The organism is Endozoicomonas sp. PH6C, assembly GCF_059322965.1.
In genome coordinates this window covers 6,915,001-6,937,153 of sequence record NZ_CP185342.1, presented here as the reverse complement: position 1 = coordinate 6,937,153, position 22,153 = coordinate 6,915,001, and the positions used below count along the sequence as shown (strand labels likewise).

Below are 22,153 nucleotides of genomic sequence, written 5' to 3'. Positions count from 1 at the left end.
GGAATTTATAAGTTAGAGAAAGCAGATGTTAACAAGTAACTTCATTTCTGAATTTCCTGAAACAGCAAAACAACCGATACTTTTCCATCGTGACAGGGCCAAACGGTCGGTTGCTGCTTGTCTTAGCTTTATAATTATGGTTAGCCCTTATTCAAAACTGATGGCAGCACATACTTTATTCACACCCGTGGATGAGAGATTTATTGAAGAAAAAACGACAAAAACCTCTAATTACCTGAACGATTTGATTAACCATAATGCTTATTTAGGAAAAACCTCTCCTTTTTTTCTCAACTCGAATACAACCGAACTCATCTTCGCAATGAACCATGAAAATGAGCAAGTCGAAAAAATGGCTGAGCATTCAGAAGAATCCGAGGGAGCTGGGGCACAGCAACCGCAGCCTTTGATGGAAATTCCGCTGCCACCAATGAACCATGCACAAATTACCGCCATTATCCATGAATTGAATACAGGCATTGATGAAGACATCTTAAACACTATGTTGAGCTACGTCCCATTAGCCCCCCCCAATGAAAGCCTCACAATCTTAAGCATGCTTCAGCAATTGATAAAAACTCACCACATTGTGGTTGACTTCGTACAGCTTGAAATGATGGCAATTCTAACCAAAATCCATAATACCGAATCATTTGTCGATATGACCAAACCAAAAGATCAACAGAGCTTAGCGGTGCTGATATTGAGTTACTATACAGCCATTAACTCCCCCCCTCCTGGGGGCCATTTCTTTTTTGGCTCATTCCTGCTTCATGCCATCGGCTTATCTGGTATAGAGGTCATAAAAGATGACATTTTAGGCGAAAAAGAACCCATAGAAAATCACGGTTGTTTAAAAGCAAATGTTAAAGAAGCTAATTCGGTCTTCTCTGGTCTGAAATTATTGGGAGAAATGCGTCTTAATTTTTTGCGGCAATTGAATCAACTCTCAAAAGCTGATCAATCCGAGGAACCAGTCAATTTATTGCTAATAGCCGCTACTACCCTACTCAACGATGGCATTAATCGTAACAAAATACCGTTTTATCGACGTAATATAAAATCAGCTAAACGAATATTAAACCTGACAAATGAATATGGTGAAAAAAAAACCGGATTAGTTGTCTCGAATGATCAGTCCATCAGTTTTATTCACTCCATAAGCCTGATTCTAGACTCTTTCGTTAAAAAATTCTCAGTTCTTGAGTATCTCGTTAGAGAATTCTCAAATGCAGATATTGATAGCATATCGATTTACTTTGGCAAACTAGACTTGGGTCGAACCATTACTGACTCTGAAGACAAAGAAGATAAAGAAGATAAAGAAGATAAAGAAGATAAAGAAGATAAAGAAGATAAAGAAGATAAAGAAGATAAATTATTTGAAATTTTCCAAAAAATATTAATCGGTGCAAAAGATAACCCAAAAAATGAAAACCCTGAATTATTTCAAGAATTGCTTCTAGCCTTAGAAAATTACATAGAACACCAATTACAAAAAAAATTAGTTAATCAAAATGATTATCGCGGCATTTTGATAAACCTCTACACAGAATTTAATAACCTGCTGAAACAATCACACAAGATGCTGGAATTTCTTTCAGCGAGCATTATCATCCATGCAAATCAGCAGGCTGATGTAGTCAAACATGACAAGGCAGCGAATGAACAAGAAGTAAAAGAGCTCAGCAATCACAAAAGGCAGAGAAAACTTCTGGAAGAACGCATATTATACCTGCAAGATTTCATCGATTTGCTCAGCTCTAAATATAATTTTGCTATGGAGACACCTATTAACTCTGACAGTAGTGACTCCGATAGCAGTGACTCTGACAGCAGTGTCTCCGATAGCAGTGACTCTGACAGCAGTGTCTCTGACAGCAGTGTCTCTGACAGCAGTGACTCTGGCAGAAGCGGCTCTGGCAGAAGCGGCTCTGGCAGAAGCGGCTCTGGCAGAAGCGGCTCTGGCAGAAGTGACTCTGAAAGCAGTGACTCTGACAGTAATGGATTCTGGCAGTAGCGATGCTGATATAGGGTAGTCTTGGCGAAACTTATTTTTAGACTTATTCCTGTTCTTTCAGACCGAGGGTCACCAGCAGACTTCCAAGCAAACTGCTGGCTCCGAAGCGGTAATGGTTTCGGTCGATCCATTCCTTCCCCATAATGTCAACGGCAATAGCCAGGTGCTCTGCAGCGTCCTGTGCAGTTCGGATGCCGCCCGCAGGTTTAAACCCTACGTTCTGTTTGCCACTGTCACGAATGGCTTCCAGCATGATACGGGCAGATTCGGGTGTAGCATTGACAGGCACTTTGCCAGTAGAGGTTTTGATGAAATCAGCACCGGCTTCAATGCAGATCTCACTGCCTCGACGAATCAGGGCTGGGTCCTTCAGTTTGCCGCTCTCAATAATCACCTTGAGTATCACTTTGTCTGCACAAACTTCTTTGCAGCGGCGAACCAGCTCAGCTCCAATGGCTTCATCACCGTTCATAAAGGCGCTATAAGGGAAAACAACATCCACTTCATCCGCACCATAAGCGACAGCTGCCCTAGTTTCAGTGACTGCCAGTTCAATATCATCACTGCCTTCTGGAAAGTTGCTGACAGTGGCAACCGTTACATCGTTCAGACCCAGCTCTTTCAGCGTCTTTTTGGCGATGGGAACAAATCTTGGGTAAACACAGACTGCCGCAGTATTGCCTGCAGGTGTTTTAGCTGTGTGGCAAAGATCAATAATCACTTCCGGCGTATCGTTATCGTTCAGGGAAGTAAGATCCATCAATTGCAGAGCCTGACGACTGATAGCAGTGAGATCGGTCAAGGTTCGGTCCTCTGGCTAAAGAGTTTTGGAGGTGACAAAAAAGAATAGAAAAGTGCCTGAATGGAGCCTGTCGTCAGTCGTAGTTTATCTTCAATTCCCTTAAGAACACCACCGAACCATGTGGGAAAAACTGTCAAAAACAAAAAAACCCCTACACCAAAGACGCAGAGATTTTTTTGCTGATCATCCACCTGAGTTTGCAGCGTGGACTGCATACTCGACACTTCGTGCAAGAGTTTCTGTACTGCGGGAACAGGCAACAGTGCAGTACACGACTCCTCATAACCTGAGGTTGCTCGAAGTGAAAATTATTTTAGAGAATTCCTGCCAACAGATACAGCAAGTATTTTTGGACGAGCATTCGGCTTTTTTGAATGCTGATGTAGGTGAGTCCTGTCCTGAGAGTCATCTTATATCACTGGAGGCGAGAACATTACGATAAAAAACTCTTATTTAGACTCCCTTTCTGACAACCTTAGAGATACTCTATTAACATCTGAACGTCAGTAGATAGTAGTATTCTCCTCATGATCCCAACGGAATCCCTCGAAATTGTCAGGGCCGTGGCCCACTTCAGAAACTTTACTGCAGCGGCCAAGCACCTGCATAAAGTGCCTTCAGCCATCAGCTACACCGTCCGGAAGCTGGAAGAACGGCTGGATGTGCAACTTTTTCTCAGGGATAGCAAGCGGGTCGAGCTGACTCCGGCAGGTGAACACTTTATCCAGCAGACAGGCAAACTGCTGACTCAGCTGGAGGAGTTAGAAAAAACAACCCGCCAGATGGCTTCAGGCTGGGAACATGAAATCAGGATTGCCCTGGATAACGTTGTTAACCAGGGCATGGTTTACGATCTGATTCGCGATCTTCAGGCAGTTCGTCCCGAGACCAACCTGGTGATCAATACTGAAGTTCATAACGGCTCATGGGATGCTCTCTTCCACAACCGTTGCCAGCTGGTCATTGGTGCTCCCAAAACCATTCCAGACAATATTGCTACTAACGACCGCTTTGAATGGAAGTCTATGGGATCGCTGGCATGGGATCTGGTGATGTCTCCAGAGCACCCATTGGCCAATGTTTCCGATCCGATTAGTCAGGACATGCTGAAAACTTACAGTTCGATCTGCATTCAGGATACTTCCAGAGTCTTTCGACAGGGCTACAACCTGCTGCTTGAAGATCAGCAAATCCTCCTGGTTCCCAGTTTCCGTATGGCTATTGAGTGCCTGCTGAAAGGGTTGGGCATCACCATCATGCCCAGCCACTTTGTTCAGCCCTACATTGAACAAGAATTACTGGTTCGCAAGGATGTTCTGGATATTCCCATGAACGACAGCTGCTATCTTGCCTGGAATAAGGAAGCCATGGGCAATGGTATCCGCTGGGTTCTGGACTGGCTGGGTGAAGAAAATTGGCTGAACAAAGTCTGGCTTCAGTATGACATTATGAAGCCTATGGGCTATCACGTTCCCTGAGTCAGAAATGTCAGTCAACTCTGTACTTGAATGCCAGCACAAAATTCAATAATAAGCAGGTTTTCAAGAAGGATGGGGCCAGCATTTCATATGTGGTTCGCAGGCAAGCTCTTCTTCTATAGGACCAATGACTTCTATGTTGCCATAGCAACGATCAAAAATGTTTCTGCAACCCATTTGGGTGGAGTGACCGGCAATCTGGTCCAGCGCTTCCATGCTGCATCCATATACCACTTTTGGGATTCCGGCCCAATATATTGCTCCGGCACACATTGGGCAAGGCTCTGTGCTGCTGTAGAGTGTGCATTCACATAACTGTTCTCTCGGTATCTGTCTGCAGGCATGACTTACCAGGTTCAATTCTGCGTGCCGGGTCTGATCACTTTCTGCTTCGGTAGTACATTCAGACTCCAGAACGATTTTGCCGTTATGCACCAGCACCGCACCAAAAGGCGCTTCCCCTTTGTCCAGGGCCTGAGTGGATAACTCTATAGCTCTATAGATGAAAGGCTTGTGCTCACTCATGGGAAACCCCATAGATGTTGGAGAAAAGTATTCTTATGTTAGCAGGAAGTCTCGGTTCTGCGCCGGTCAAAGCGGTTGCCCATGGCCAGAAGATTCCCCAGCAAAATAATCCCTACGCCCAACACAGAAACCGGTTTCCATTGGTAACCCTCCAGAACGGTTGAGATCAAGAGGGCTATGATGGGATAGATAATATCGACATAAGCGGTTCGGTCAGAACCTATGCGCTGAATCAGGGCGATATAAGAGGTCATGGCCACAACCGAACCAAAAACCACCAGATAAACCAGGGAAACCAGATAACCCGGACTGAAGTCAAACGTGGGTGGTACGCCGCGGAGCAAGGCCAACCCACCCATTTCCAACCCACCATAAAACATGGCAAACACTGTCACAGGTGCGACTGACAAGCCGTCTTTCTCATTGACCTCACAGGAGACACTGCCCAAGGAAAACATCACTACTGCACCCAATGCCAATGCCAGGCCCTTAAGCTCCTCAGAGTTTGCGTCAATCTTTATGATATGGGGAAAAAACACCATGAACACACCGACACTACCCAATGCCCCGCCTACAAGAACAGAACGTTTAACGGTGTGCCCCAACCAGAACCGGGCAATGACCACATTTGAATAAAGAATCCCCGTACAAATCAATGCTGAAAGCCCGCTGCTGATGAACTTTTCACTTTCGTAGACCAGCCAGTAGGAAATACCGCAAAGGAAGGTTCCCTGGAAAAAGAACCTGAGATGCTGTTGGCGGGTAAAGCCTGAAAAGCCGCCCCTGAACCGGCAAATCAGCCATAACAACAGAGCGCCCAAGAGAAACCGGTAAGCCACTGACCACATGGAGTCTACGGTCCCTAGCTGCCAGCTAACGGCATACCAGGTCGAGCCCCACACCAGAGAGCAGATACAGAAAAGAGTGGCATTGGACACGTTCTGAAATTCCCGCATCAGAATGTTGACTGTATGACATTAGGCCAATTGGAACATTTCGCCAGAGCAGTGACCGTTTTATTTTCTGATATGAGGCAGCTAAACGTTTAGTGGAACGAAAACTTTCCTTCTACCGGGGGAAGACAATGTTCCTGTTCAGACAGAATATAGTGCATGCTCTGGCACTCCCGATACAACCAGCTCTTAGCCTCCAGGGTCATTGCCAGAAATTCGGAAAACTGACTGTAACAGACACCTTTGGAGGTCATCAGGACATCGGAAGCCACCAGCAAAAGATGGCCTGACTCCAGCATCTCCAGAAACAGTTTGAGCGTCGGTAAGCCGAGATTGAGACGCGTCATATCGGCCTGTATTAAAAATGCAGAGTCGGCTTTCAAATCCAGCTCAGTTGAAAAAAGAATACCAAATGGCTCGATAAACAAACGGCTATCAAGTACGCCATCCAGAGACTGAAGGGATGAGATATGCAAGCCGTCGCAACGATCGCACGCCCAGAATTCATGACCGGCCTGATCGAGCCAGATCTCTACCTGCTGCCGGTCTGGTATTACTAATTTCTGCATCAACGCTATCTCTGTTTTGCCAACCATTTTATGAACTCTCGTCAAGCTATGAAATGGTCAGTTTGACCAGACTCTGAGGCATTCCAACTTCACTGGATGAAAATGTGCAAGCATAACTAACCGCTCTGTCAGTCATTTTGGCAGCAAATCCCTGCATACTGAGCCTACAACATGAAATAACACCACAAGGAGTACAGATTATGCAGGGATCAGGAAGAATCAGTGCCGGTATCCAAACAGCCTTATACGCTTCTGCAAGCCCGATCACAGGCATTGCTGAGGCAGTTCAATTGCTGACCACCATGGTAACCACACCCGGTGCTGTCGCAGGCTATCTGATGGGAAAACTGGTCAGCAAAGCGGTTGAAGCAGGTTGTCACAGACTCAATAAAAACCGGACCATGAAGAGCACGATTGATACCCGGAAGTACGTTTGCCGAACCGTCAGGGGGTTTCAAACTGTCGGTGCCATTTCTGGCTCTCCCCTGGTGATCATGCTGGCACTCTCTCACCCTCTATTGATGGCCTTGTATACCGTTCCTTTACTGACAACAGCCATCAAACAAACCGTTAAGCACCTGATGGCCTGCACAACGGTTTACCGGGCGTTCAGAAGATACGGGACTTCAGGAACTCTGAAGAGTGCTGCAGAACAGATGATAAACTCTGGCTTGATGGCACAGCTATTTCAAAAGGCCAGATAAAAGAAGGCACGGAGGAACATTTCAGCTCCTCCGGCAAATTTCTTTTCCTCAATTCGCGTCAAACAGCCTCATTGGGCGGGGGTGGATGTCAATTGGCGCAACAAAACCCGAGCGTTATCTGTTAGACTGCCCGCCCAGACATCGATCAATGCTACATAAGGCTTTGCTATGCGTTTTCTGGATCAGGTTCAGGCGGCTGTGCGTAAGAACAACTCTCTACTCTGCGTAGGCCTGGACCCTCTACCCGAGAAGTTTCCCGCCCACATTCAGGCGCTTGAGCAACCTATTCTGGAATTTAACCGCTTTATTATTGATGCCACTGCCGACTTAGTGTGTGCTTACAAACCCCAGGCCGCCCATTATCATGCCCGTGGTGCAGAAGACGAACTGGCCCAGACCATCGAATACATCAAGGATAATTACCCGGATATCCCGGTCATTCTGGACTCAAAACGGGGCGATATTGGCAGCACGGCTGATCAGTATGCGGCAGAAGCCTTTGATCGCTACGGCGCAGATGCGATCACCGTCAACCCCTACATGGGCATCGACACCATTGCACCTTTCAGCCGATATGAAGACAAGGGCACCATCATCCTTTGTCGAACCTCTAACCCCGGAGCTGCGGCGATCCAGAACCTGAAGGTCGGTGATGACTTCCTTTACGAAGTGATTGCCCGTATGGCCAAAGAAGAGTGGAACAGCCATAACAACCTGCTGCTGGTTGTCGGTGCTACCAACCCTGAAGAACTCAAGCGTATCCGCGCCATTACCGGTGATATGACATTCCTGGTTCCGGGTCTGGGCGCCCAGGGTGGAGACGTAGAAGCCACCGTTAAAAATGGTCTCAACAGTCAGGGTGAGGGCATCATTGTAAACTCTTCCCGTGGCATCATTTACGCTGGCAGTGATGAAAACTTTGCCGAAGCAGCCAGAGCTGCTGCCATTGAACTCAGAGATCAGGTGAATCAGTACCGTTAAACAATGACTACCCGAAGATACCCTGAACGGATATCTTTCTTTAGTTTTCAAGAGCAAGCCCACCCAGGGCTGTGAAGACGGCCCACTGATCTTGCCGGTCGATGCAGGCAGCTCCCGGTATTGGTCTGACTGCCCGCCAATTCCGACTGAACCAGATCACGACGCAGGACAACGGCATCACCGGCGGCTCCGGTGCGTCCCGGCAATAGGTTCAGCGTTTCTCGCACCTGAGGTTAGCGCTGAAGTGCTGTGAAGGGAATGACATAACAATCCTTGTATAAGCTATCCTATACTGGCTGTGATTAACGGGGAATCATGTCATGGATAATGATCAGAAAACACTTTACCAGTCCGACTTCTATCACTGGAAAAAACAGCAAAAACAACATTTGCAAAACCGTGAGTTCGACCGGCTTGATCTTGATAACCTTATAGAAGAAGTAGACGAAATGGGCAGAAGCGAGCGCAATACACTGGAATCCCATCTGGTCATTCTGGTGCTGCATCTGCTCAAATATCAATACCAAACCTTTGTGATTAACCCCAACCTTTACGAACCCAAAGAGTTCAGAAGCTGGTACGAGAGTATTTCACAGTCACGTATGACAATCAGCCGGTTAATCCGTAAAAACCCGTCCCTGAAGCACGAACAGGATGATGCCTTAATAGACAGCTACCCTGATGCCAAACAGGCTGCCATTCGTGAAATGAATAAGTACCTGCGGGAAAATCATCAATTAGATAACACCAGCTTCCCCGACAGTTGCCCGTGGACATTCGATGACATCATGGTTGATGACTTTCTTCCCGACCATCCACAGCGCTAGGAGCCTGACCGAGCATAGCGCCCGTAGCGAGGACGGCAGAAAATTGAGGATGAAAATTCGGTTTTGTAAGGAGAATAGCGAGCTATTTGACGAACAAAAGCGGATTTTCAGACCAATTTGCTGCCGCAGCACGACTGCATGGATGCAGGAGCTAGAGCAACGCAGGAGCAGTTGCCGCGTAGGGCAGTCTATTCTCGGTCAGGCTCCTAAGAGCCCGACCGTTGCCTATTCAGCCGCTTGCCTTCACAGTAGCCTTAAAACAGCAGAGCTGTTGCGAGGAATTGCAACGGAGATGCAGCTGTTCGGTACGCCATTAAAACCCTACTGTTATTGGCTTCTATTTCTTCAGCTGTATACTTGTGCGTTATTTCTGATGAGGAAGCTTCCCATGCGCAGACTCAAGAAGCTGTTCGACCAAAACCGTGAATGGTCAGATGCTGTTCGGGAAAAGGAACCTGACTTTTTTGAACAACTTTCTCAGCAACAGGCCCCCAAATACCTGTGGATAGGCTGCTCTGACAGCCGGGTGCCTGCCAATCAGATAACCGGTATGGTGCCTGGTGAGCTGTTTGTTCATCGAAATGTGGCCAATCAGGTCATTCACACCGATCTCAACTGTCTCTCTGTTATCCAGTTCGCCGTTGAGTACCTGAAGGTTGAGCACATTATAGTGACCGGCCATTACGGCTGCGGCGGCGTTCAGGCAGCGGTAAAGAACGGCAAACTCGGTCTGATTGATAACTGGCTGCGTCATATTCAGGATGTACAGCACAAACACCAGACTTTCCTGGACACTCTGGGCAGCCAGGAAGAAGTCTTTGAGCGCATGTATGAGCTGAATGTTGTAGAACAGGCTCTGAATGTTTGCCAGACCCCCATCGTCAGGGATGCCTGGCTGCGAGGACAGGACCTGACGGTTCATAGCTGGATCTATGGGCTGAAAGACGGTCTTCTGAGGGACCTGGGATTATGTGTCTCTGATCCTGAAAGCCTGCATGGACTTTACAGCGATGCCATCAGGCAGATCACCAGTGCAGCTGATGGATGATATAGATACCCTTTCATTTTCTAGATCTATCCTTCCTCTGTGAAAACCAAATCGGAAGGATAGAATCATCAGAAAGACGCTCTCTGCGGCACAACTGTTGCTGCTATCATTTTTTTCTGTCATCTCCCAGGCCAGAGTGCTTGCTCTGGCAGCAGGTGATGATGTTAAGGTGCCTTCAAAGAGAACGGAATCAGCGATTTAAACTTCGAACCGCTATCGGCTGCCCATCTGGATAGAATGACATATGACTATTTCTCGATAAAAATTCCAATATCACATCACGAGATGTTTGTACTTCCCTTTCCCCAAGACTGGCTCTGCAATATGGACAAGTTCTATTTTCCAATAACCAAGTCTCCAGGCAGTCTTCGTGAAACATATGGCTGCATGGTTCAAGAACTGTGACTGCCCTTCCGGCAAAAGGTGTGAGACAAACAGGGCAATTATCGGTCTCCTGTTGATAAGGTGCCTGATTATTTGGGCTGCCTGGTGGTGTGATTCCGTTCATATCTCTTACTCCTATCTACTGTTTTTCAAATGAATTGTGACCTTGGGTCATTGTCTATCCATTTAGTTCCCTGTGTTTGTTTATTTTTTTACGCCCGACATGGGCATGAGCTAATGGGGTGAAAGTCCCCTGTGGAAGAAGCTACATCTGACTGTCGGTAAAGATGCCCGTTGATGACAACCACCAGCTTAAGGCGAGTGGAGTCACGCGAGGATCTTTGCGCAGACAATCTGTGCGAAAAAACATAATTTGCCGGAACCAGGTGACAGGATCACCGTTTAAAGTAAGAATAAATGCATCCTTGTGGGTGAAGTTTATTCTTCACTCATAGCAGCCTTGAATAAGATAACGAACTCTAAGCCGCACGCGCTTTCCACTCCAGAGGATAAATCTATGACACCTGCAAAATATCCGTTACTGATGAGACTGCTTCACTGGCTGATGGCCATTACCATCCTGAGTATCATTGCCAGTGGCTGGTACATGGCAGGTCTATCCAAGGACGTCAGCTATAAATACGACATCTACCCTTGGCACAAGTCTTTCGGCATCCTGGTACTGCTGCTGGTTGCGATTCGTATTCTGATACGATTGTTCAGCAAAGTACCCGAGCTACCCAAAGGATTGCCCAACCGTGAGAAGGTATTGGCCAAAATCACCCATTATTCGCTCTATGCCCTGATGATTCTTGTACCTCTGAGCGGTCTTACCATGTCGGATGCAGGAGGGCGTGATGTTTTCTTCTTTGGCATCCAACTGCCCGAATTTATGGAAGACAACAAAGAGCTGGCAGGAACCCTTCATACAATCCATTCCTATATTCCCTATGCATTTCTGGCCATCATAGCCCTTCACGTGGTGGGGGCATTCAAACACCGGTTCATGGATAAGCCTGAACACGATGTGCTGGGCAGAATGTTGTAAATTTGCCAATAAGGGCTCGTTCGGGAGCCCTTTTCCAGACTCTATGCCACTCTTGATTAAATCCGCAACGAGCGCAACACTCGCTGTTATGGATAAGGTTCAAGCTACCTTGTAAAACACTTAAGAAAGACATTTCTGGCACCGTTGATATCACGATCAACGGGATTGTTGTAATTTTATTTGACTGTTAACTATTAGTGTCGTCAGATAGCCTTATTCGATAAAGCTTGAGGTTATAACCTGTTCTTAGAGTATGCATAAGAACCTGTAATGCTTCATTCCATTCACAAACCAAGCCACTGCATGCTTTCAACGAGGCTCGCTCTCCAAGACCGTCAGAAAAACACAACATTCTCAGTGTCATAATGGCACCATTAACCGAGATAAAAACAGCAAATGTTGATTCATTGGGCTCCTGAATCACCATGACAAAGGTGCCCTCTCCGATGGCATTGTCCATTATCATTTGAATTGAGTTGAACTCCTTAAGCTCATTAACCTCGAGGTCAATATTAAGGGCCATCATCGCTTGATCCATTTCCATTAAACTCAACAAGGGGTATAAATCCGGAAGCTGGGATTCGTCTAACTTCCGAGGTAACGGAATCTTTTGCAGACCTCCAGACATTTGATTCATGAAACATTGCCGAATAGCAACGTCATGCCCCGTTGAGTTATCAGAAACCAGCAACACTTCAACCTCATCGTCATCATCAAATGCCTGCAAGGCTTCCACAGCTTCTTTATCCAGGCAATTAAAAGCCTTAATGGCATTCTCCACCATGAGGTTGAACACATCATCATCAGGCAAGTGAACTTGATAAAGCTGGCCTCCTCTCGACTTATCCAGATAGCAGTTGATCGCAAAAACAAAGAGACTGTGTTTATTACTGGCATAGCCCACCACTTCACCATCCTGATTCAGAAGAAATACAAAAGCCAAACTCTGTTCAATAATAATAAGAGCGAAGGAATAGCCTCCCTGAGAATCAGGAAGCGTCAGAAAATATCCCCGATCTTTCAAAGCCTCGATTGTGCCAAGGGGTCGAGTGTATTCACTCATCCAACCAACAGAGATCAGCCCTGCAATTACATCCTGTTGGATGGCAGCCTTCACCTGAGTCAATAGCTGCTGAAATTTAAGTACCCCGCTATTTGAATTCTCGAGGACGATCTTATCCATGCCGGTCTCCAGATAACAGACATTGAAAGATGAAGCTGAGAAGGCTTTCTGCTGACAGAGAGTTTCATCGACAGGCAAAGTCTGCAACTGGATAACGCTAAAATCACACTGCCGGTTCATCCATTCACAATCAAGCTGATTTTTCTCATCAGATACAGGAGCAGGATCTGGAACATTAACAGCAACAAGAAGAGGCAGCATTTCGCTGGAAAAACCACTCAAGGACGGCTCTACCAGAGTCATCTGGCTGGTTGAAGGCCCATCAAAAGCAGCCATCCTTTCCCTGGGACCAAGCCTCGGAACAGAAGCTGACGCAGCCTCACGGACCAAAGGTCTTTCACACTGGCAAGTATTCTCAGTGGATAAATACACCTCTCTGGATTTAGGGTCTTTGCCTCTGGCACTCTTGGCATTAGACTGCCCTTTTTTTCTTATTGCGGCCTGGGCAATCAGCCTTTTTTCCCTGAACCGCTTGCCACACTGATAACATCGACAATCACAGGCACCAAGATTAAGGTCGCACTGCTTGCACCTTTGGCGACCTGATTTATCCGTTACTATTCTATCTTTCTTATAGTCATCGAATCCGTGACTGTAGAACGCTCCAAGCAACAACAATGCAAAAAAAAATATACTCAAACCCGCTCTGAGCATAAAGCCTCCTGAAACAAACCGTTCAGGCAGACTAGATAGTTAATTGACATTCGTCATGGGGAATCAGGAAATTCACTCAACTTTCCGACGAAGTGATCTGTTCCAACCAAAGCGAGTCATCAGATCAGAGAAGACAGCATCCAGCGAAGCAGACAAAAGCAGTCGTTCACGGGTAAGGGGATGAGTTAATTCAAGATCAGTACAGGCCAGTAGCAATCTACCCGCTGAAAAGTGTTTGGCAAAGTATCGATTATGAACGCCCTTCCCATGTTTGGCATCGCCAATGATCGGGTGGGCTATATGCTTCATATGCCGACGAATCTGGTGTTTCCTGCCCGTTTTAGGCCAGGCTCTTACCAGGGAGTAGCGACTGGTTGGGTATCTTTCTATGGCAAGAGGCAGCTCAACGGTCGCGAGTCTTTCATAAACAGTGACCGCCTCCTGAGCCGGTTTGTCCTGCCGGGCCTCGCGGTCTGTCATTTTATCCAGCTCTTCTTTCAGAGGATGATCAATCACGCCAGACTCTGGCGCATAACCCCTGACGACTGCCAGATAGGTTTTCTCGACCAGCCCTTCCTCAAATTGTTTTCCAACCTGCCGGGCAACCTCAGGCGACAGGGCAAACACTAAAACACCGGAAGTCGGTTTATCCAGACGATGCAGTGGGTAAACATGCTGACCCACCTGATTTCTGACGATCTGCAAAGCGAACCGGGTTTCATTCCGGTCAATCATGGAGCGATGCACCAGCAGACCCGACGGTTTATTTACCGCTACCAGCCAGTGATCCTGATAAATGATTTCCAGTGTTTCCTGGCTCTTTTCTGACATGCACGACATCCCAACAGCAAAGCTCAATATCAAAGGAGGCTACTTTCGTTCAGACAAGGTACTCTTCCTGAATATGTAAAGGTCGTCAGGCTCCCCGACAATAAACACCGTTCCCTGTCTGTCCATAGTAACCCCTTCTGGCTGCTCAATCGTATTCTTCAATCCATGCCAGCCCTTCTCAAGCACCATAACACTGACGGCCTCTCCATTTTCGTCCAGTTCTGTCAAAGAATCGGACTGATCACTGAGCACAACAAAATGCCTTGAAACCGTATCGAAGTGCATCCCTGACAGGTCCTGATTGAAAAACCTCAGGCTTTCTTCCATTTCTTCCTGCTCACGAATCACCAGCTTCCTATCTTTACCCTGCTCGGTGAAACCATCAATACGAAAAATCCGGATGGGGTCTCTCTCTTTGAGGACATAGATCGATTTTGTCTCCGGATCCCAGGCAATACCTTCAAAGCCTTTGTTGCCTCCTTCTCCTATGCCAAAGGTAAAAGTGGACGCACTGGAGAAATCGATCTCATTCGAATCCGGTTTAATGTCTACCAGCAACAATTCCTGCTGACGTTCGTTGACAACAATAAAACGATCGCCGTCAGCCCAGGCAATACCTTCTACATCAGCATTAAGATTGGATTTCAGCTTTCTCTTGAGGTTTCCATTTTGGTCGTACTCCAGGACATGGATCGAAGAACCTCCTCCGGATACAACATAAAGGGAATCGGTAACAGGACTCCACGTCACTCCGGATACCTGATCACCTGCATCAACGAGTTTCACAGGTCCGGCCACCAATTTATAATCACTCAACGCAATGGCATTTGCCCACTGTTCACTGGATACCGTATGGGACAGGTATTCATTGTAAAGTTTGTCATCGATATCGAAATATTTAATAGCAATCACGGCCACAATCAAAATGACAATGATTCCGAGGGAGAGTTTTCTGAAGTTCTTCATAATGAGGGAATAGGTCAATTTCAGAGGGGGCTTTATGGAGACCGGCAGAGCGCCGTCACATCCCCCCAAGATCAGACAAGTCAGCTCTCATAAGGCCTTCGGTACCCAGATCAAAACCTGCTACTGAAACATGAACATCAAACCAGCTTTTCAGGGCGTTGGCATCTCTCTGACAGGGCCAGCGGCCCGGATCTTCTTCCCAGGCGGAGAGCTCATTTTCCATCATGTCCCGGGCGTGGTTGGCTACTGCTGCTTCCAGGCCCTCCTCTGTTTCCTGTTCATCCAGCAGGTAGGAGCCACCTTCCAGGCTCCAGTCTTCTGGCAATTCTGTCCCCAGCCCTTTCGCCCATTCAATAAAAGGCTGTCTGGGCTTCAGGGTTACAACACAACGATTGATAAACTTCATGACTTTTACCATAAAATGCAGCTTCATCGGATTCTGGAGCCATTTCGACAAGGTCAGCTGCAATTTCCGTCCAAGGAGAATGTCTTATGAGGCATTAACGTCAACAGTGCTTCACGGACGATGCATTATGCTCTTGGCGGATGGAGAAAATCAAACCATGTAAACTAAACATACTGCCCTGCACAATGACCTGAAGCCCAGGCCCATTGGAAGTTAAAGCCTCCCAGATGACCGGTAACATCCAGAACTTCACCGATAAAGAAAAGCCCCGGCTGGATACGGCTCTCAAATGTTTTCGAAGAGACTTTCGCAGTGTCCACACCACCCAGGGTGACTTCTGCTTTTTTATAACCTTCTGTTCCAGAGGGTTTCAATTCCCAGTTTTCCAGTGCATGGGTCAGGTCCTCAAGATCAGCCGCTGTGTAATGTGCCATCAGCTTTTGACCATTGTCGGTTAATAATCTCAGATGACCTTGACCGCATAGGACTTGAGACAACCTTTTAGTCATATGTTCAGACAAGATGGTTGCCGTCTGTGCCCTGGGTCTCTGCATGGCACAGGACTGAAGCCAACTATGAATATCTGCACCGGGAATCCAATTAATGGAAACCGTATCTCCCGGATTCCAATAGGATGAAATCTGTAAAATGGCCGGCCCGCTGACACCACGATGAGTGAACAGAATATTTTCCCGGAAAGACTGTCCATTGCAGCTGGCGATCACTTCTGAGCTAACGCCGGAAAGCTCTAGAAAGTGCTTAAGCCAGGCCTGGTTCATCGTAAAAGGCACCAGTGCAGGCTTTTGTTCAATCAGTTTATGGCCGAACTGTTCCGCTATCTGGTAACCAAACCCTGTGGCTCCCATTGTCGGAAATGATAAACCACCGGTTGCCACTACCAGTGACTGACAGGAGAGTTCGCCGATGTTGGTTGCCAACACGAAACCCGAAGCTTTATTGGACTTTATGGATTCAACACGGGCTTTGGCTCGAATGGTGACGCCTGCATCCTGACACTCGCTGACCAAAAGATCGACGATATCCTTTGAACGATTGTCACAGAAAAGCTGCCCCAGCGTTTTTTCATGCCAGGCCACCTGATACTTATCTACAAGCGCCTGAAAATCCCACTGGGTGTAGCGTGCCAGTGCTGACTTACAGAAGTGCGAGTTATGCGAAAGATAATGGGCAGGTTCGATATAGAGGTTGGTGAAATTACAACGTCCACCTCCTGAAATAATAATTTTCTTGCCAATTTTGTTGGCGTGATCCAATACAAGAACATTACGACCACGATAGCCAGCTGTGAGCGCACACATAAGACCCGATGCACCGGCACCGATAATAATGGCATCATAGTCAGACTGCAGAGCTCTGGTCAGGGGCATATTTATTAGATCCCAAAAACAGATAGGGGAAGCCTTTAGCGTTGCTCCTGCCGGGAGCTAAACAGGCCCGTAAGAAACCAGAGAGCATAAACCGACTGCCTGCAACGGTTTGCCCTTTCCTTCGTTTCTTTAATCCGGGCCTGAGACACAGCTTCAATGAGTTTTCAGAATGGCCAACACATTATTAAGAAACATTTTGGCTTCCTGGCTACTGACACTCTTACGCAACTCAGCAGGAATCATACGCTGGTACGCGCGGGTATTGACTGGACGAGTAGCCACCAGAGCATTCACCATAGCAGGCTTGAGCAAACGCTGGCTTGCAGGAGTACTTGGGTAGGCTTTACGGATAGATTGAACATCAAATTCAACCAGAGCTTCAGCCAACGGACTATCGGCCACTTCAACAACCACTTCTGGCTCTGATAACACCGGAGCCACTTTGACTTCAACCTTAACTGCCTCTTTGGTTCTTACAGACTCAACAGCAACTTCTGCATGAACGTCTTCAGAAGTGACAAAACCTTGAGCCACCAAAGCTTGAGACAGCTCTTCTCGCATAACCCATACAGCTTTGCCCGCTCCGTTTTCTTCATCCAGGGCAATAACGGAAGCACCAGAGCCAGCATCTACTTCCAGAAACCCGGCAATACGCTTGCCCAGGTTGTTAACGATCATGGACGCACGTTTGGCCCCCGTCAATGTAATCACCTGCTCAGCACTGGCAGCGCGTCCGGGCAGAGAAAACCATGCTGCCAGCAGTTCAATATCTTGAGGACGAACCGCTTTATTATTGTTAAGGGCCTTCAGGAACAAATCTTGGGTGATCAATTGTTTAACCTCTAGAAAAATCCGGCTATTTTTTCAGGAAATGACAAATTATCAATCCTTATATTTGCGGATCTTTATGCTTTTTCTTCTGAGCGCAGAGGTTAAGTACCGACTTCGCCTCTTACCCGCTCATTTCAACCTGAAAACAAGCAATATAAGAAGTCGCTGAGCATTACTTGAAATTACCCCATGCTGAGATGATAATGATTCTCAACTAAAAACCTAAAATCAGTTGAACAGTTATATGGCAAGATCTCCTGCAAGAGAGCTATCTGTAAAGAGTATTGAATCCCTGAGCCCTCATATGACGCGGGTTATCCTGACCGGAGAATCTCTTTCTGATTTTCCATCGGATCAAGCCAGCGCCTACGTAAAGCTGGTATTTGATAACCCTGCAATGCCCGAGAAGCCACTTCAGAGAAGTTACACCGTGGTTTCCTCTGATCAGCTTGCACGACATTTGACGATTGATTTCGCAGTGCATTCCCATGACCGCGATCAGGGGCCTGCCGCACGCTGGCTGGAGGGTGCCAATATTGGCGATCCAGTTTTAGTATCTGGACCGGGACCTACCAAACTGGTCGACCTCGAAGCGGACTGGTTTGTTATGACCGGAGACCTGACCGCACTTCCAGCCATTCGTGCAAACATAGAGATTCTACCTGCCGATGCAAAAGGCTTCGTCGTTGTGGAAATTCCTCACCAGGATGACCAGCAAGCCATGGCCCTTGAAGCATCGTCGATCCCTGAAGGCATGGAAATTATCTGGGTTATAAACCCTCATCCAGGCCAACAAAAGGAGCTTTTAAGAGACGCTCTGGCCAACCTGCCTCGCCTGCCAGGAAATCCCTATCTATGGGCTGCCAGTGAACTGAACTCTGTGCTGGAGATCAGAAACTGGGTGAATCGAGAATCCCTGGCCCCCCGCTCTTCACGTTATATCAGCAGTTACTGGCAGCTTGGCCTTCCAGATGAAGCTCATAAGGTACAAAAGAGAGAGAGACTGACTGAGTGACAAGGGCCTCCACGCCAGAGATCTGTCGTTCAGCCACTTTCTTTAATGGACAGTCTTTGATGGACAGGAAAGTCTGAATGCACTGGAAGACACTTCGCCCGAGAACTGTCAACACCTGTGCTCTTGCCGCTTTTTTGCCACAATACAAAAACCCCAGTCGATCTCTCAACCGGGGTTTTGCTTTATTCAATGCCTGGCGATGAACTACTCTCACATGGGTAAGCCCCAAACTATCATCGGTGGGGCCGCCTAGGTGGGGGCCGCCCAGGCATGTGTCGTTTCACTTCTGTTCTGCCACATTCCTTTGCCCACAAAACAAAAACCCCGGTCAATCTCTCAACCGGGGTTCTGCTTTATTCAATGCCTGGCGATGACCTACTCTCACATGGGGAAGCCCCACACTACCATCGGCGATGTGTCGTTTCACTTCCGAGTTCGGGATGGGATCGGGTGGTTCCAACACTCTATGGTCACCAGGCAAAACTGGTCGAGCCGTTGGCTCTCGAGCTGGAAGCTTTAAGCTGGAGGCTTGAAGCTGTTTCTCGAAAACTAAGGCTCTGGAATCCAAATCTCTTTTAAGCTGTGTCGTCTATTCTTGCTCAACACTCTCGTTCACTGTGTACGGCTTCCAGCTTCCAGCTTTTGCTGGCAGCTTCGCTGCGCAAATCGCTTTGGCGTTATATGGTCAAGCCTCTCGAGTCATTAGTACGGGTTAGCTCAACGCCTCACAACGCTTACACACCCCGCCTATCAACGTCGTAGTCTTCAACGTCTCTTATGGGCCTTAAGGCCAGGGAAGTCTCATCTTGAAGGGGGCTTCCCGCTTAGATGCTTTCAGCGGTTATCCCGTCCGAACTTAGCTACCGGGCAATGCGTCTGGCGACACAACCCGAACACCAGTGGTTCGTCCACTCCGGTCCTCTCGTACTAGGAGCAGCTCTCCTCAAACTTCCAACGTCCACGGCAGATAGGGACCGAACTGTCTCACGACGTTCTAAACCCAGCTCGCGTACCACTTTAAATGGCGAACAGCCATACCCTTGGGACCGGCTTCAGCCCCAGGATGTGATGAGCCGACATCGAGGTGCCAAACACCGCCGTCGATGTGAACTCTTGGGCGGTATCAGCCTGTTATCCCCGGAGTACCTTTTATCCGTTGAGCGATGGCCCTTCCATTCAGAACCACCGGATCACTATGACCTACTTTCGTACCTGCTCGAGATGTTCCTCTCGCAGTCAAGCTGGCTTGTACCATTACACTAACCGCACGATGTCCGACCGTGCTTAGCCAACCTTCGTGCTCCTCCGTTACTCTTTGGGAGGAGACCGCCCCAGTCAAACTACCCACCACACAATGTCCCCGATCCTGCTAAAGGACCTGGGTTAGAACCTCAATATTGCCAGGGTGGTATTTCAAGGTTGGCTCCATGCAGACTGGCGTCCACACTTCAAAGCCTCCCACCTATCCTACACAAGCAACATCAAGATCCACTGTGAAGCTGTAGTAAAGGTTCACGGGGTCTTTCCGTCTAGCCGCGGATACACTGCATCTTAACAGCGATTTCAATTTCACTGAGTCCTGGGTGGAGACAGCGTGGCCATCGTTACGCCATTCGTGCAGGTCGGAACTTACCCGACAAGGAATTTCGCTACCTTAGGACCGTTATAGTTACGGCCGCCGTTTACCGGGGCTTCGATCAACCGCTTCTCTTGCGATAACAGCATCAATTAACCTTCCGGCACCGGGCAGGCGTCACACCGTATACGTCCACTTACGTGTTAGCACAGTGCTGTGTTTTTAATAAACAGTCGCAGCCACCTGGTATCTTCGACCACCGCCAGCTTACGGAGCAAGTCCGGTCACCGGCAGCGGCGCACCTTCTCCCGAAGTTACGGTGCCATTTTGCCTAGTTCCTTCACCCAGGTTCTCTCAAGCGCCTTGGTATTCTCTACCTGACCACCTGTGTCGGTTTCGGGTACGGTCCCTTTTGACCTGATGCTTAGAAGGTTTTCCTGGAAGCCTGGCATCAACCACTTCCCCACCTTGGTGGGTTCGTCATCAGTTCTCGGCTTTGTGGACCCGGATTTGCCTGAGTCCACAGCCTACGACCTTAAACCCGGATAACCATCACCGGGCTGGCCTAGCCTTCTCCGTCACTCCATCGCAGTCAAAAGGGGTACAGGAATATTAACCTGTTTCCCATCGATTACGTCTTTCGACCTCACCTTAGGGGCCGACTCACCCTGCGCCGATTAGCGTTGCGCAGGAACCCTTGGTCTTCCGGCGAGGGAGCCTCTCACTCCCTTTATCGTTACTCATGTCAGCATTCGCACTTCTGATACCTCCAGCCCACCTCCCGGTTGACCTTCAACGGCTTACAGAACGCTCCTCTACCGGTTGCAGTGGTCAGTTTTCAGTGGTCGGTCATCAGTCTTCTCATACTGACAACTGACCACTGAAAACTGACCACTGAACCCCGTAGCTTCGGTGAATAGTTTGAGCCCCGTTACATCTTCCGCGCGAGCCGACTCGACCAGTGAGCTATTACGCTTTCTTTAAAGGGTGGCTGCTTCTAAGCCAACCTCCTGGCTGTCTGGGCCTTCTCACATCGTTTCCCACTTAACTATTACTTTGGGACCTTAGCTGACGGTCTGGGTTGTTTCCCTTTCCACGACGGACGTTAGCACCCGCCGTGTGTCTCCCGTGATTGCACTCATCGGTATTCGGAGTTTGCATGGGGTTGGTAAGCCGGGATGGCCCCCTAGCCCAAACAGTGCTCTACCCCCGATGGTGAGACACGAGGCGCTACCTAAATAGCTTTCGAGGAGAACCAGCTATCTCCGGGCTTGATTAGCCTTTCACTCCTATCCACAAGTCATCCCCTGGCTTTTCAACGACAGTGGGTTCGGTCCTCCAATCAGTGTTACCTGATCTTCAACCTGCTCATGGATAGATCGCCCGGTTTCGGGTCTATTCACTGCGACTGGACGCCCTGTTAAGACTCGCTTTCGCTACGGCTTCCCTATACGGTTAACCTTGCCACAGAAAATAAGTCGCTGACCCATTATACAAAAGGTACGCAGTCATCAGTGGCCAGTTGTCAGTTGTCGGTGGTCAGTTTTGTTCAGCGTCAATTTCAACACCTCTGCAAATCTGCCCGTATTTTCCAACTTGACGACCTGGTAATCAGTCATCTGCTGTCGCTTGCCTACTGGCAACTGACAACTGACAACTGACCACTGACTCCCACTGCTTGTACGTACACGGTTTCAGGTTCTGTTTCACTCCCCTCAACGGGGTTCTTTTCGCCTTTCCCTCACGGTACTGGTTCACTATCGGTCAGTCAGGAGTATTTAGCCTTGGAGGATGGTCCCCCCATGTTCAGACAACATTTCACGTGTGCCGTCCTACTCGATTTCACAATCACTGGCTTTTCGCGTACGGGGCTATCACCCACTATGGCCACACTTTCCAGAGTGTTCCGCTAAACCAAAAATTGCTTAAGGGCTACTCCCCGTTCGCTCGCCGCTACTGGGGGA

At 48.0% G+C, this 22,153-nt stretch carries 19 protein-coding genes and 2 rRNA genes (1 of these 21 cut by a window edge); 8 read left to right on the top strand and 13 right to left on the bottom strand.

The genetic code is table 11. The features are described from left to right. Positions 1-25: 25 nt before the first annotated feature. Positions 26-2,020, top strand: coding sequence for a hypothetical protein (locus ACOMG9_RS24785; protein ID WP_494529563.1), 1,995 nt, complete (start codon positions 26-28; stop codon positions 2,018-2,020). A gap of 43 nt (positions 2,021-2,063) precedes the next feature. On the opposite strand, the gene deoC is transcribed toward ACOMG9_RS24785, so the two are convergent. Continuing rightward, a complete protein-coding gene (gene deoC, locus ACOMG9_RS24780) occupies positions 2,064-2,822 on the bottom strand; it encodes a deoxyribose-phosphate aldolase (RefSeq protein ID WP_448215058.1) in 759 nt (252 codons plus the stop codon). A 527-nt stretch (positions 2,823-3,349) separates the two neighbouring features. Here deoC and ACOMG9_RS24775 point away from each other — a divergent pair. Beyond that, entirely contained in the window at positions 3,350-4,300 is a 951-nt protein-coding gene (locus ACOMG9_RS24775; protein WP_422136012.1) for a LysR substrate-binding domain-containing protein, read from the top strand. A gap of 63 nt (positions 4,301-4,363) precedes the next feature. Here the strand turns inward: ACOMG9_RS24775 and ACOMG9_RS24770 are convergent, their stop codons facing one another. The 3 genes from ACOMG9_RS24770 to ACOMG9_RS24760 form a co-directional block, all read right to left on the bottom strand. Beyond that, on the bottom strand, positions 4,364-4,825 hold the full coding sequence (locus ACOMG9_RS24770) for a nucleoside deaminase (RefSeq protein WP_422136013.1): 462 nt from the start codon (positions 4,823-4,825) through the stop codon (positions 4,364-4,366). Positions 4,826-4,863: 38 nt separating this feature from the next. Beyond that, on the bottom strand, positions 4,864-5,763 hold the full coding sequence (locus ACOMG9_RS24765; protein ID WP_448215059.1) for a DMT family transporter: 900 nt from the start codon (positions 5,761-5,763) through the stop codon (positions 4,864-4,866). 107 nt (positions 5,764-5,870) lie between these two features. Further along, complete coding sequence (locus ACOMG9_RS24760) at positions 5,871-6,347, bottom strand: YbjN domain-containing protein (RefSeq protein WP_448215060.1); 477 nt, start codon at positions 6,345-6,347, stop codon at positions 5,871-5,873. 200 nt (positions 6,348-6,547) lie between these two features. Here ACOMG9_RS24760 and ACOMG9_RS24755 point away from each other — a divergent pair, with 200 nt between their 5' ends. The 4 genes from ACOMG9_RS24755 (at position 6,548) to can (ending at position 9,907) form a co-directional block, all read left to right on the top strand. Then, positions 6,548-7,051 (top strand): hypothetical protein, encoded by a 504-nt coding sequence (locus tag ACOMG9_RS24755; RefSeq protein ID WP_448215061.1) that lies wholly within the window; start codon positions 6,548-6,550, stop codon positions 7,049-7,051. Positions 7,052-7,219: 168 nt separating this feature from the next. Next, positions 7,220-8,032 (top strand): orotidine-5'-phosphate decarboxylase, encoded by an 813-nt coding sequence (pyrF, locus tag ACOMG9_RS24750; protein WP_448215062.1) that lies wholly within the window; start codon positions 7,220-7,222, stop codon positions 8,030-8,032. 320 nt (positions 8,033-8,352) lie between these two features. Then, positions 8,353-8,859 carry a DUF29 domain-containing protein gene (locus ACOMG9_RS24745; protein ID WP_422136018.1) on the top strand — a complete coding sequence of 169 codons (507 nt, stop codon included), beginning with the start codon at positions 8,353-8,355 and terminating at the stop codon, positions 8,857-8,859. 388 nt (positions 8,860-9,247) lie between these two features. After that, positions 9,248-9,907 (top strand): carbonate dehydratase, encoded by a 660-nt coding sequence (gene can / locus ACOMG9_RS24740; protein ID WP_422136019.1) that lies wholly within the window; start codon positions 9,248-9,250, stop codon positions 9,905-9,907. 190 nt (positions 9,908-10,097) lie between these two features. Here the strand turns inward: can and ACOMG9_RS24735 are convergent, their stop codons facing one another. Beyond that, positions 10,098-10,415, bottom strand: a complete 318-nt coding sequence (locus tag ACOMG9_RS24735) for an RING finger protein (protein ID WP_448215064.1) — start codon at positions 10,413-10,415, stop codon at positions 10,098-10,100. Between the two features lie 393 nt (positions 10,416-10,808). Between ACOMG9_RS24735 and ACOMG9_RS24730 the strand changes: the two genes are divergently transcribed. Further along, the gene (locus ACOMG9_RS24730) at positions 10,809-11,339 is read left to right on the top strand and encodes a cytochrome b (protein WP_422136021.1); all 531 of its coding nucleotides are present in this window, start codon (positions 10,809-10,811) and stop codon (positions 11,337-11,339) included. 187 nt (positions 11,340-11,526) lie between these two features. Here the strand turns inward: ACOMG9_RS24730 and ACOMG9_RS24725 are convergent, their stop codons facing one another. From ACOMG9_RS24725 to ACOMG9_RS24700, 6 genes are all read right to left on the bottom strand, one after another. Then, a complete protein-coding gene (locus tag ACOMG9_RS24725; protein ID WP_448215065.1) occupies positions 11,527-13,176 on the bottom strand; it encodes a hypothetical protein in 1,650 nt (549 codons plus the stop codon). 72 nt (positions 13,177-13,248) lie between these two features. After that, a complete protein-coding gene (truC, locus tag ACOMG9_RS24720; RefSeq protein ID WP_448215066.1) occupies positions 13,249-14,007 on the bottom strand; it encodes a tRNA pseudouridine(65) synthase TruC in 759 nt (252 codons plus the stop codon). 39 nt (positions 14,008-14,046) lie between these two features. Beyond that, the gene (locus ACOMG9_RS24715) at positions 14,047-14,973 is read right to left on the bottom strand and encodes an SdiA-regulated domain-containing protein (protein ID WP_448215067.1); all 927 of its coding nucleotides are present in this window, start codon (positions 14,971-14,973) and stop codon (positions 14,047-14,049) included. A 55-nt stretch (positions 14,974-15,028) separates the two neighbouring features. Continuing rightward, a complete protein-coding gene (locus tag ACOMG9_RS24710) occupies positions 15,029-15,379 on the bottom strand; it encodes a hypothetical protein (RefSeq protein WP_422136025.1) in 351 nt (116 codons plus the stop codon). A gap of 164 nt (positions 15,380-15,543) precedes the next feature. Further along, a complete protein-coding gene (locus ACOMG9_RS24705; protein ID WP_448215068.1) occupies positions 15,544-16,767 on the bottom strand; it encodes a BaiN/RdsA family NAD(P)/FAD-dependent oxidoreductase in 1,224 nt (407 codons plus the stop codon). Positions 16,768-16,920: 153 nt separating this feature from the next. After that, a complete protein-coding gene (locus ACOMG9_RS24700) occupies positions 16,921-17,598 on the bottom strand; it encodes a hypothetical protein (RefSeq protein ID WP_422136027.1) in 678 nt (225 codons plus the stop codon). A gap of 244 nt (positions 17,599-17,842) precedes the next feature. Here ACOMG9_RS24700 and ACOMG9_RS24695 point away from each other — a divergent pair, with 244 nt between their 5' ends. Next, the gene (locus ACOMG9_RS24695; protein ID WP_448215069.1) at positions 17,843-18,613 is read left to right on the top strand and encodes a siderophore-interacting protein; all 771 of its coding nucleotides are present in this window, start codon (positions 17,843-17,845) and stop codon (positions 18,611-18,613) included. A 362-nt stretch (positions 18,614-18,975) separates the two neighbouring features. Here the strand turns inward: ACOMG9_RS24695 and rrf are convergent. Both rrf and ACOMG9_RS24685 read right to left on the bottom strand, forming a co-directional pair. Next, positions 18,976-19,091 (bottom strand): 5S ribosomal RNA (rrf, locus tag ACOMG9_RS24690). A gap of 203 nt (positions 19,092-19,294) precedes the next feature. Continuing rightward, positions 19,295-22,153, bottom strand: a 23S ribosomal RNA gene (locus ACOMG9_RS24685); it runs 234 nt beyond the window's last position.

Excerpts from the sequence above, each read along its gene's own strand:
- ACOMG9_RS24725 (WP_448215065.1), bottom strand. The coding sequence starts at position 13,176 with ATGCTCAGAGCGGGTTTGAGTATATTTTTTTTTGCATTGTTGTTGCTT.
- ACOMG9_RS24735 (WP_448215064.1), bottom strand. The coding sequence starts at position 10,415 with ATGAACGGAATCACACCACCAGGCAGCCCAAATAATCAGGCACCTTAT.
- ACOMG9_RS24755 (WP_448215061.1), top strand. The coding sequence starts at position 6,548 with ATGCAGGGATCAGGAAGAATCAGTGCCGGTATCCAAACAGCCTTATAC.
- ACOMG9_RS24705 (WP_448215068.1), bottom strand. The coding sequence starts at position 16,767 with ATGCCCCTGACCAGAGCTCTGCAGTCTGACTATGATGCCATTATTATC.
- can (WP_422136019.1), top strand. The coding sequence starts at position 9,248 with ATGCGCAGACTCAAGAAGCTGTTCGACCAAAACCGTGAATGGTCAGAT.
- ACOMG9_RS24745 (WP_422136018.1), top strand. The coding sequence starts at position 8,353 with ATGGATAATGATCAGAAAACACTTTACCAGTCCGACTTCTATCACTGG.
- ACOMG9_RS24715 (WP_448215067.1), bottom strand. The coding sequence starts at position 14,973 with ATGAAGAACTTCAGAAAACTCTCCCTCGGAATCATTGTCATTTTGATT.
- ACOMG9_RS24710 (WP_422136025.1), bottom strand. The coding sequence starts at position 15,379 with ATGAAGTTTATCAATCGTTGTGTTGTAACCCTGAAGCCCAGACAGCCT.
- truC (WP_448215066.1), bottom strand. The coding sequence starts at position 14,007 with ATGTCAGAAAAGAGCCAGGAAACACTGGAAATCATTTATCAGGATCAC.
- ACOMG9_RS24770 (WP_422136013.1), bottom strand. The coding sequence starts at position 4,825 with ATGAGTGAGCACAAGCCTTTCATCTATAGAGCTATAGAGTTATCCACT.
- ACOMG9_RS24760 (WP_448215060.1), bottom strand. The coding sequence starts at position 6,347 with ATGCAGAAATTAGTAATACCAGACCGGCAGCAGGTAGAGATCTGGCTC.
- ACOMG9_RS24785 (WP_494529563.1), top strand. The coding sequence starts at position 26 with ATGTTAACAAGTAACTTCATTTCTGAATTTCCTGAAACAGCAAAACAA.
- ACOMG9_RS24695 (WP_448215069.1), top strand. The coding sequence starts at position 17,843 with ATGGCAAGATCTCCTGCAAGAGAGCTATCTGTAAAGAGTATTGAATCC.
- pyrF (WP_448215062.1), top strand. The coding sequence starts at position 7,220 with ATGCGTTTTCTGGATCAGGTTCAGGCGGCTGTGCGTAAGAACAACTCT.
- ACOMG9_RS24775 (WP_422136012.1), top strand. The coding sequence starts at position 3,350 with ATGATCCCAACGGAATCCCTCGAAATTGTCAGGGCCGTGGCCCACTTC.
- ACOMG9_RS24730 (WP_422136021.1), top strand. The coding sequence starts at position 10,809 with ATGACACCTGCAAAATATCCGTTACTGATGAGACTGCTTCACTGGCTG.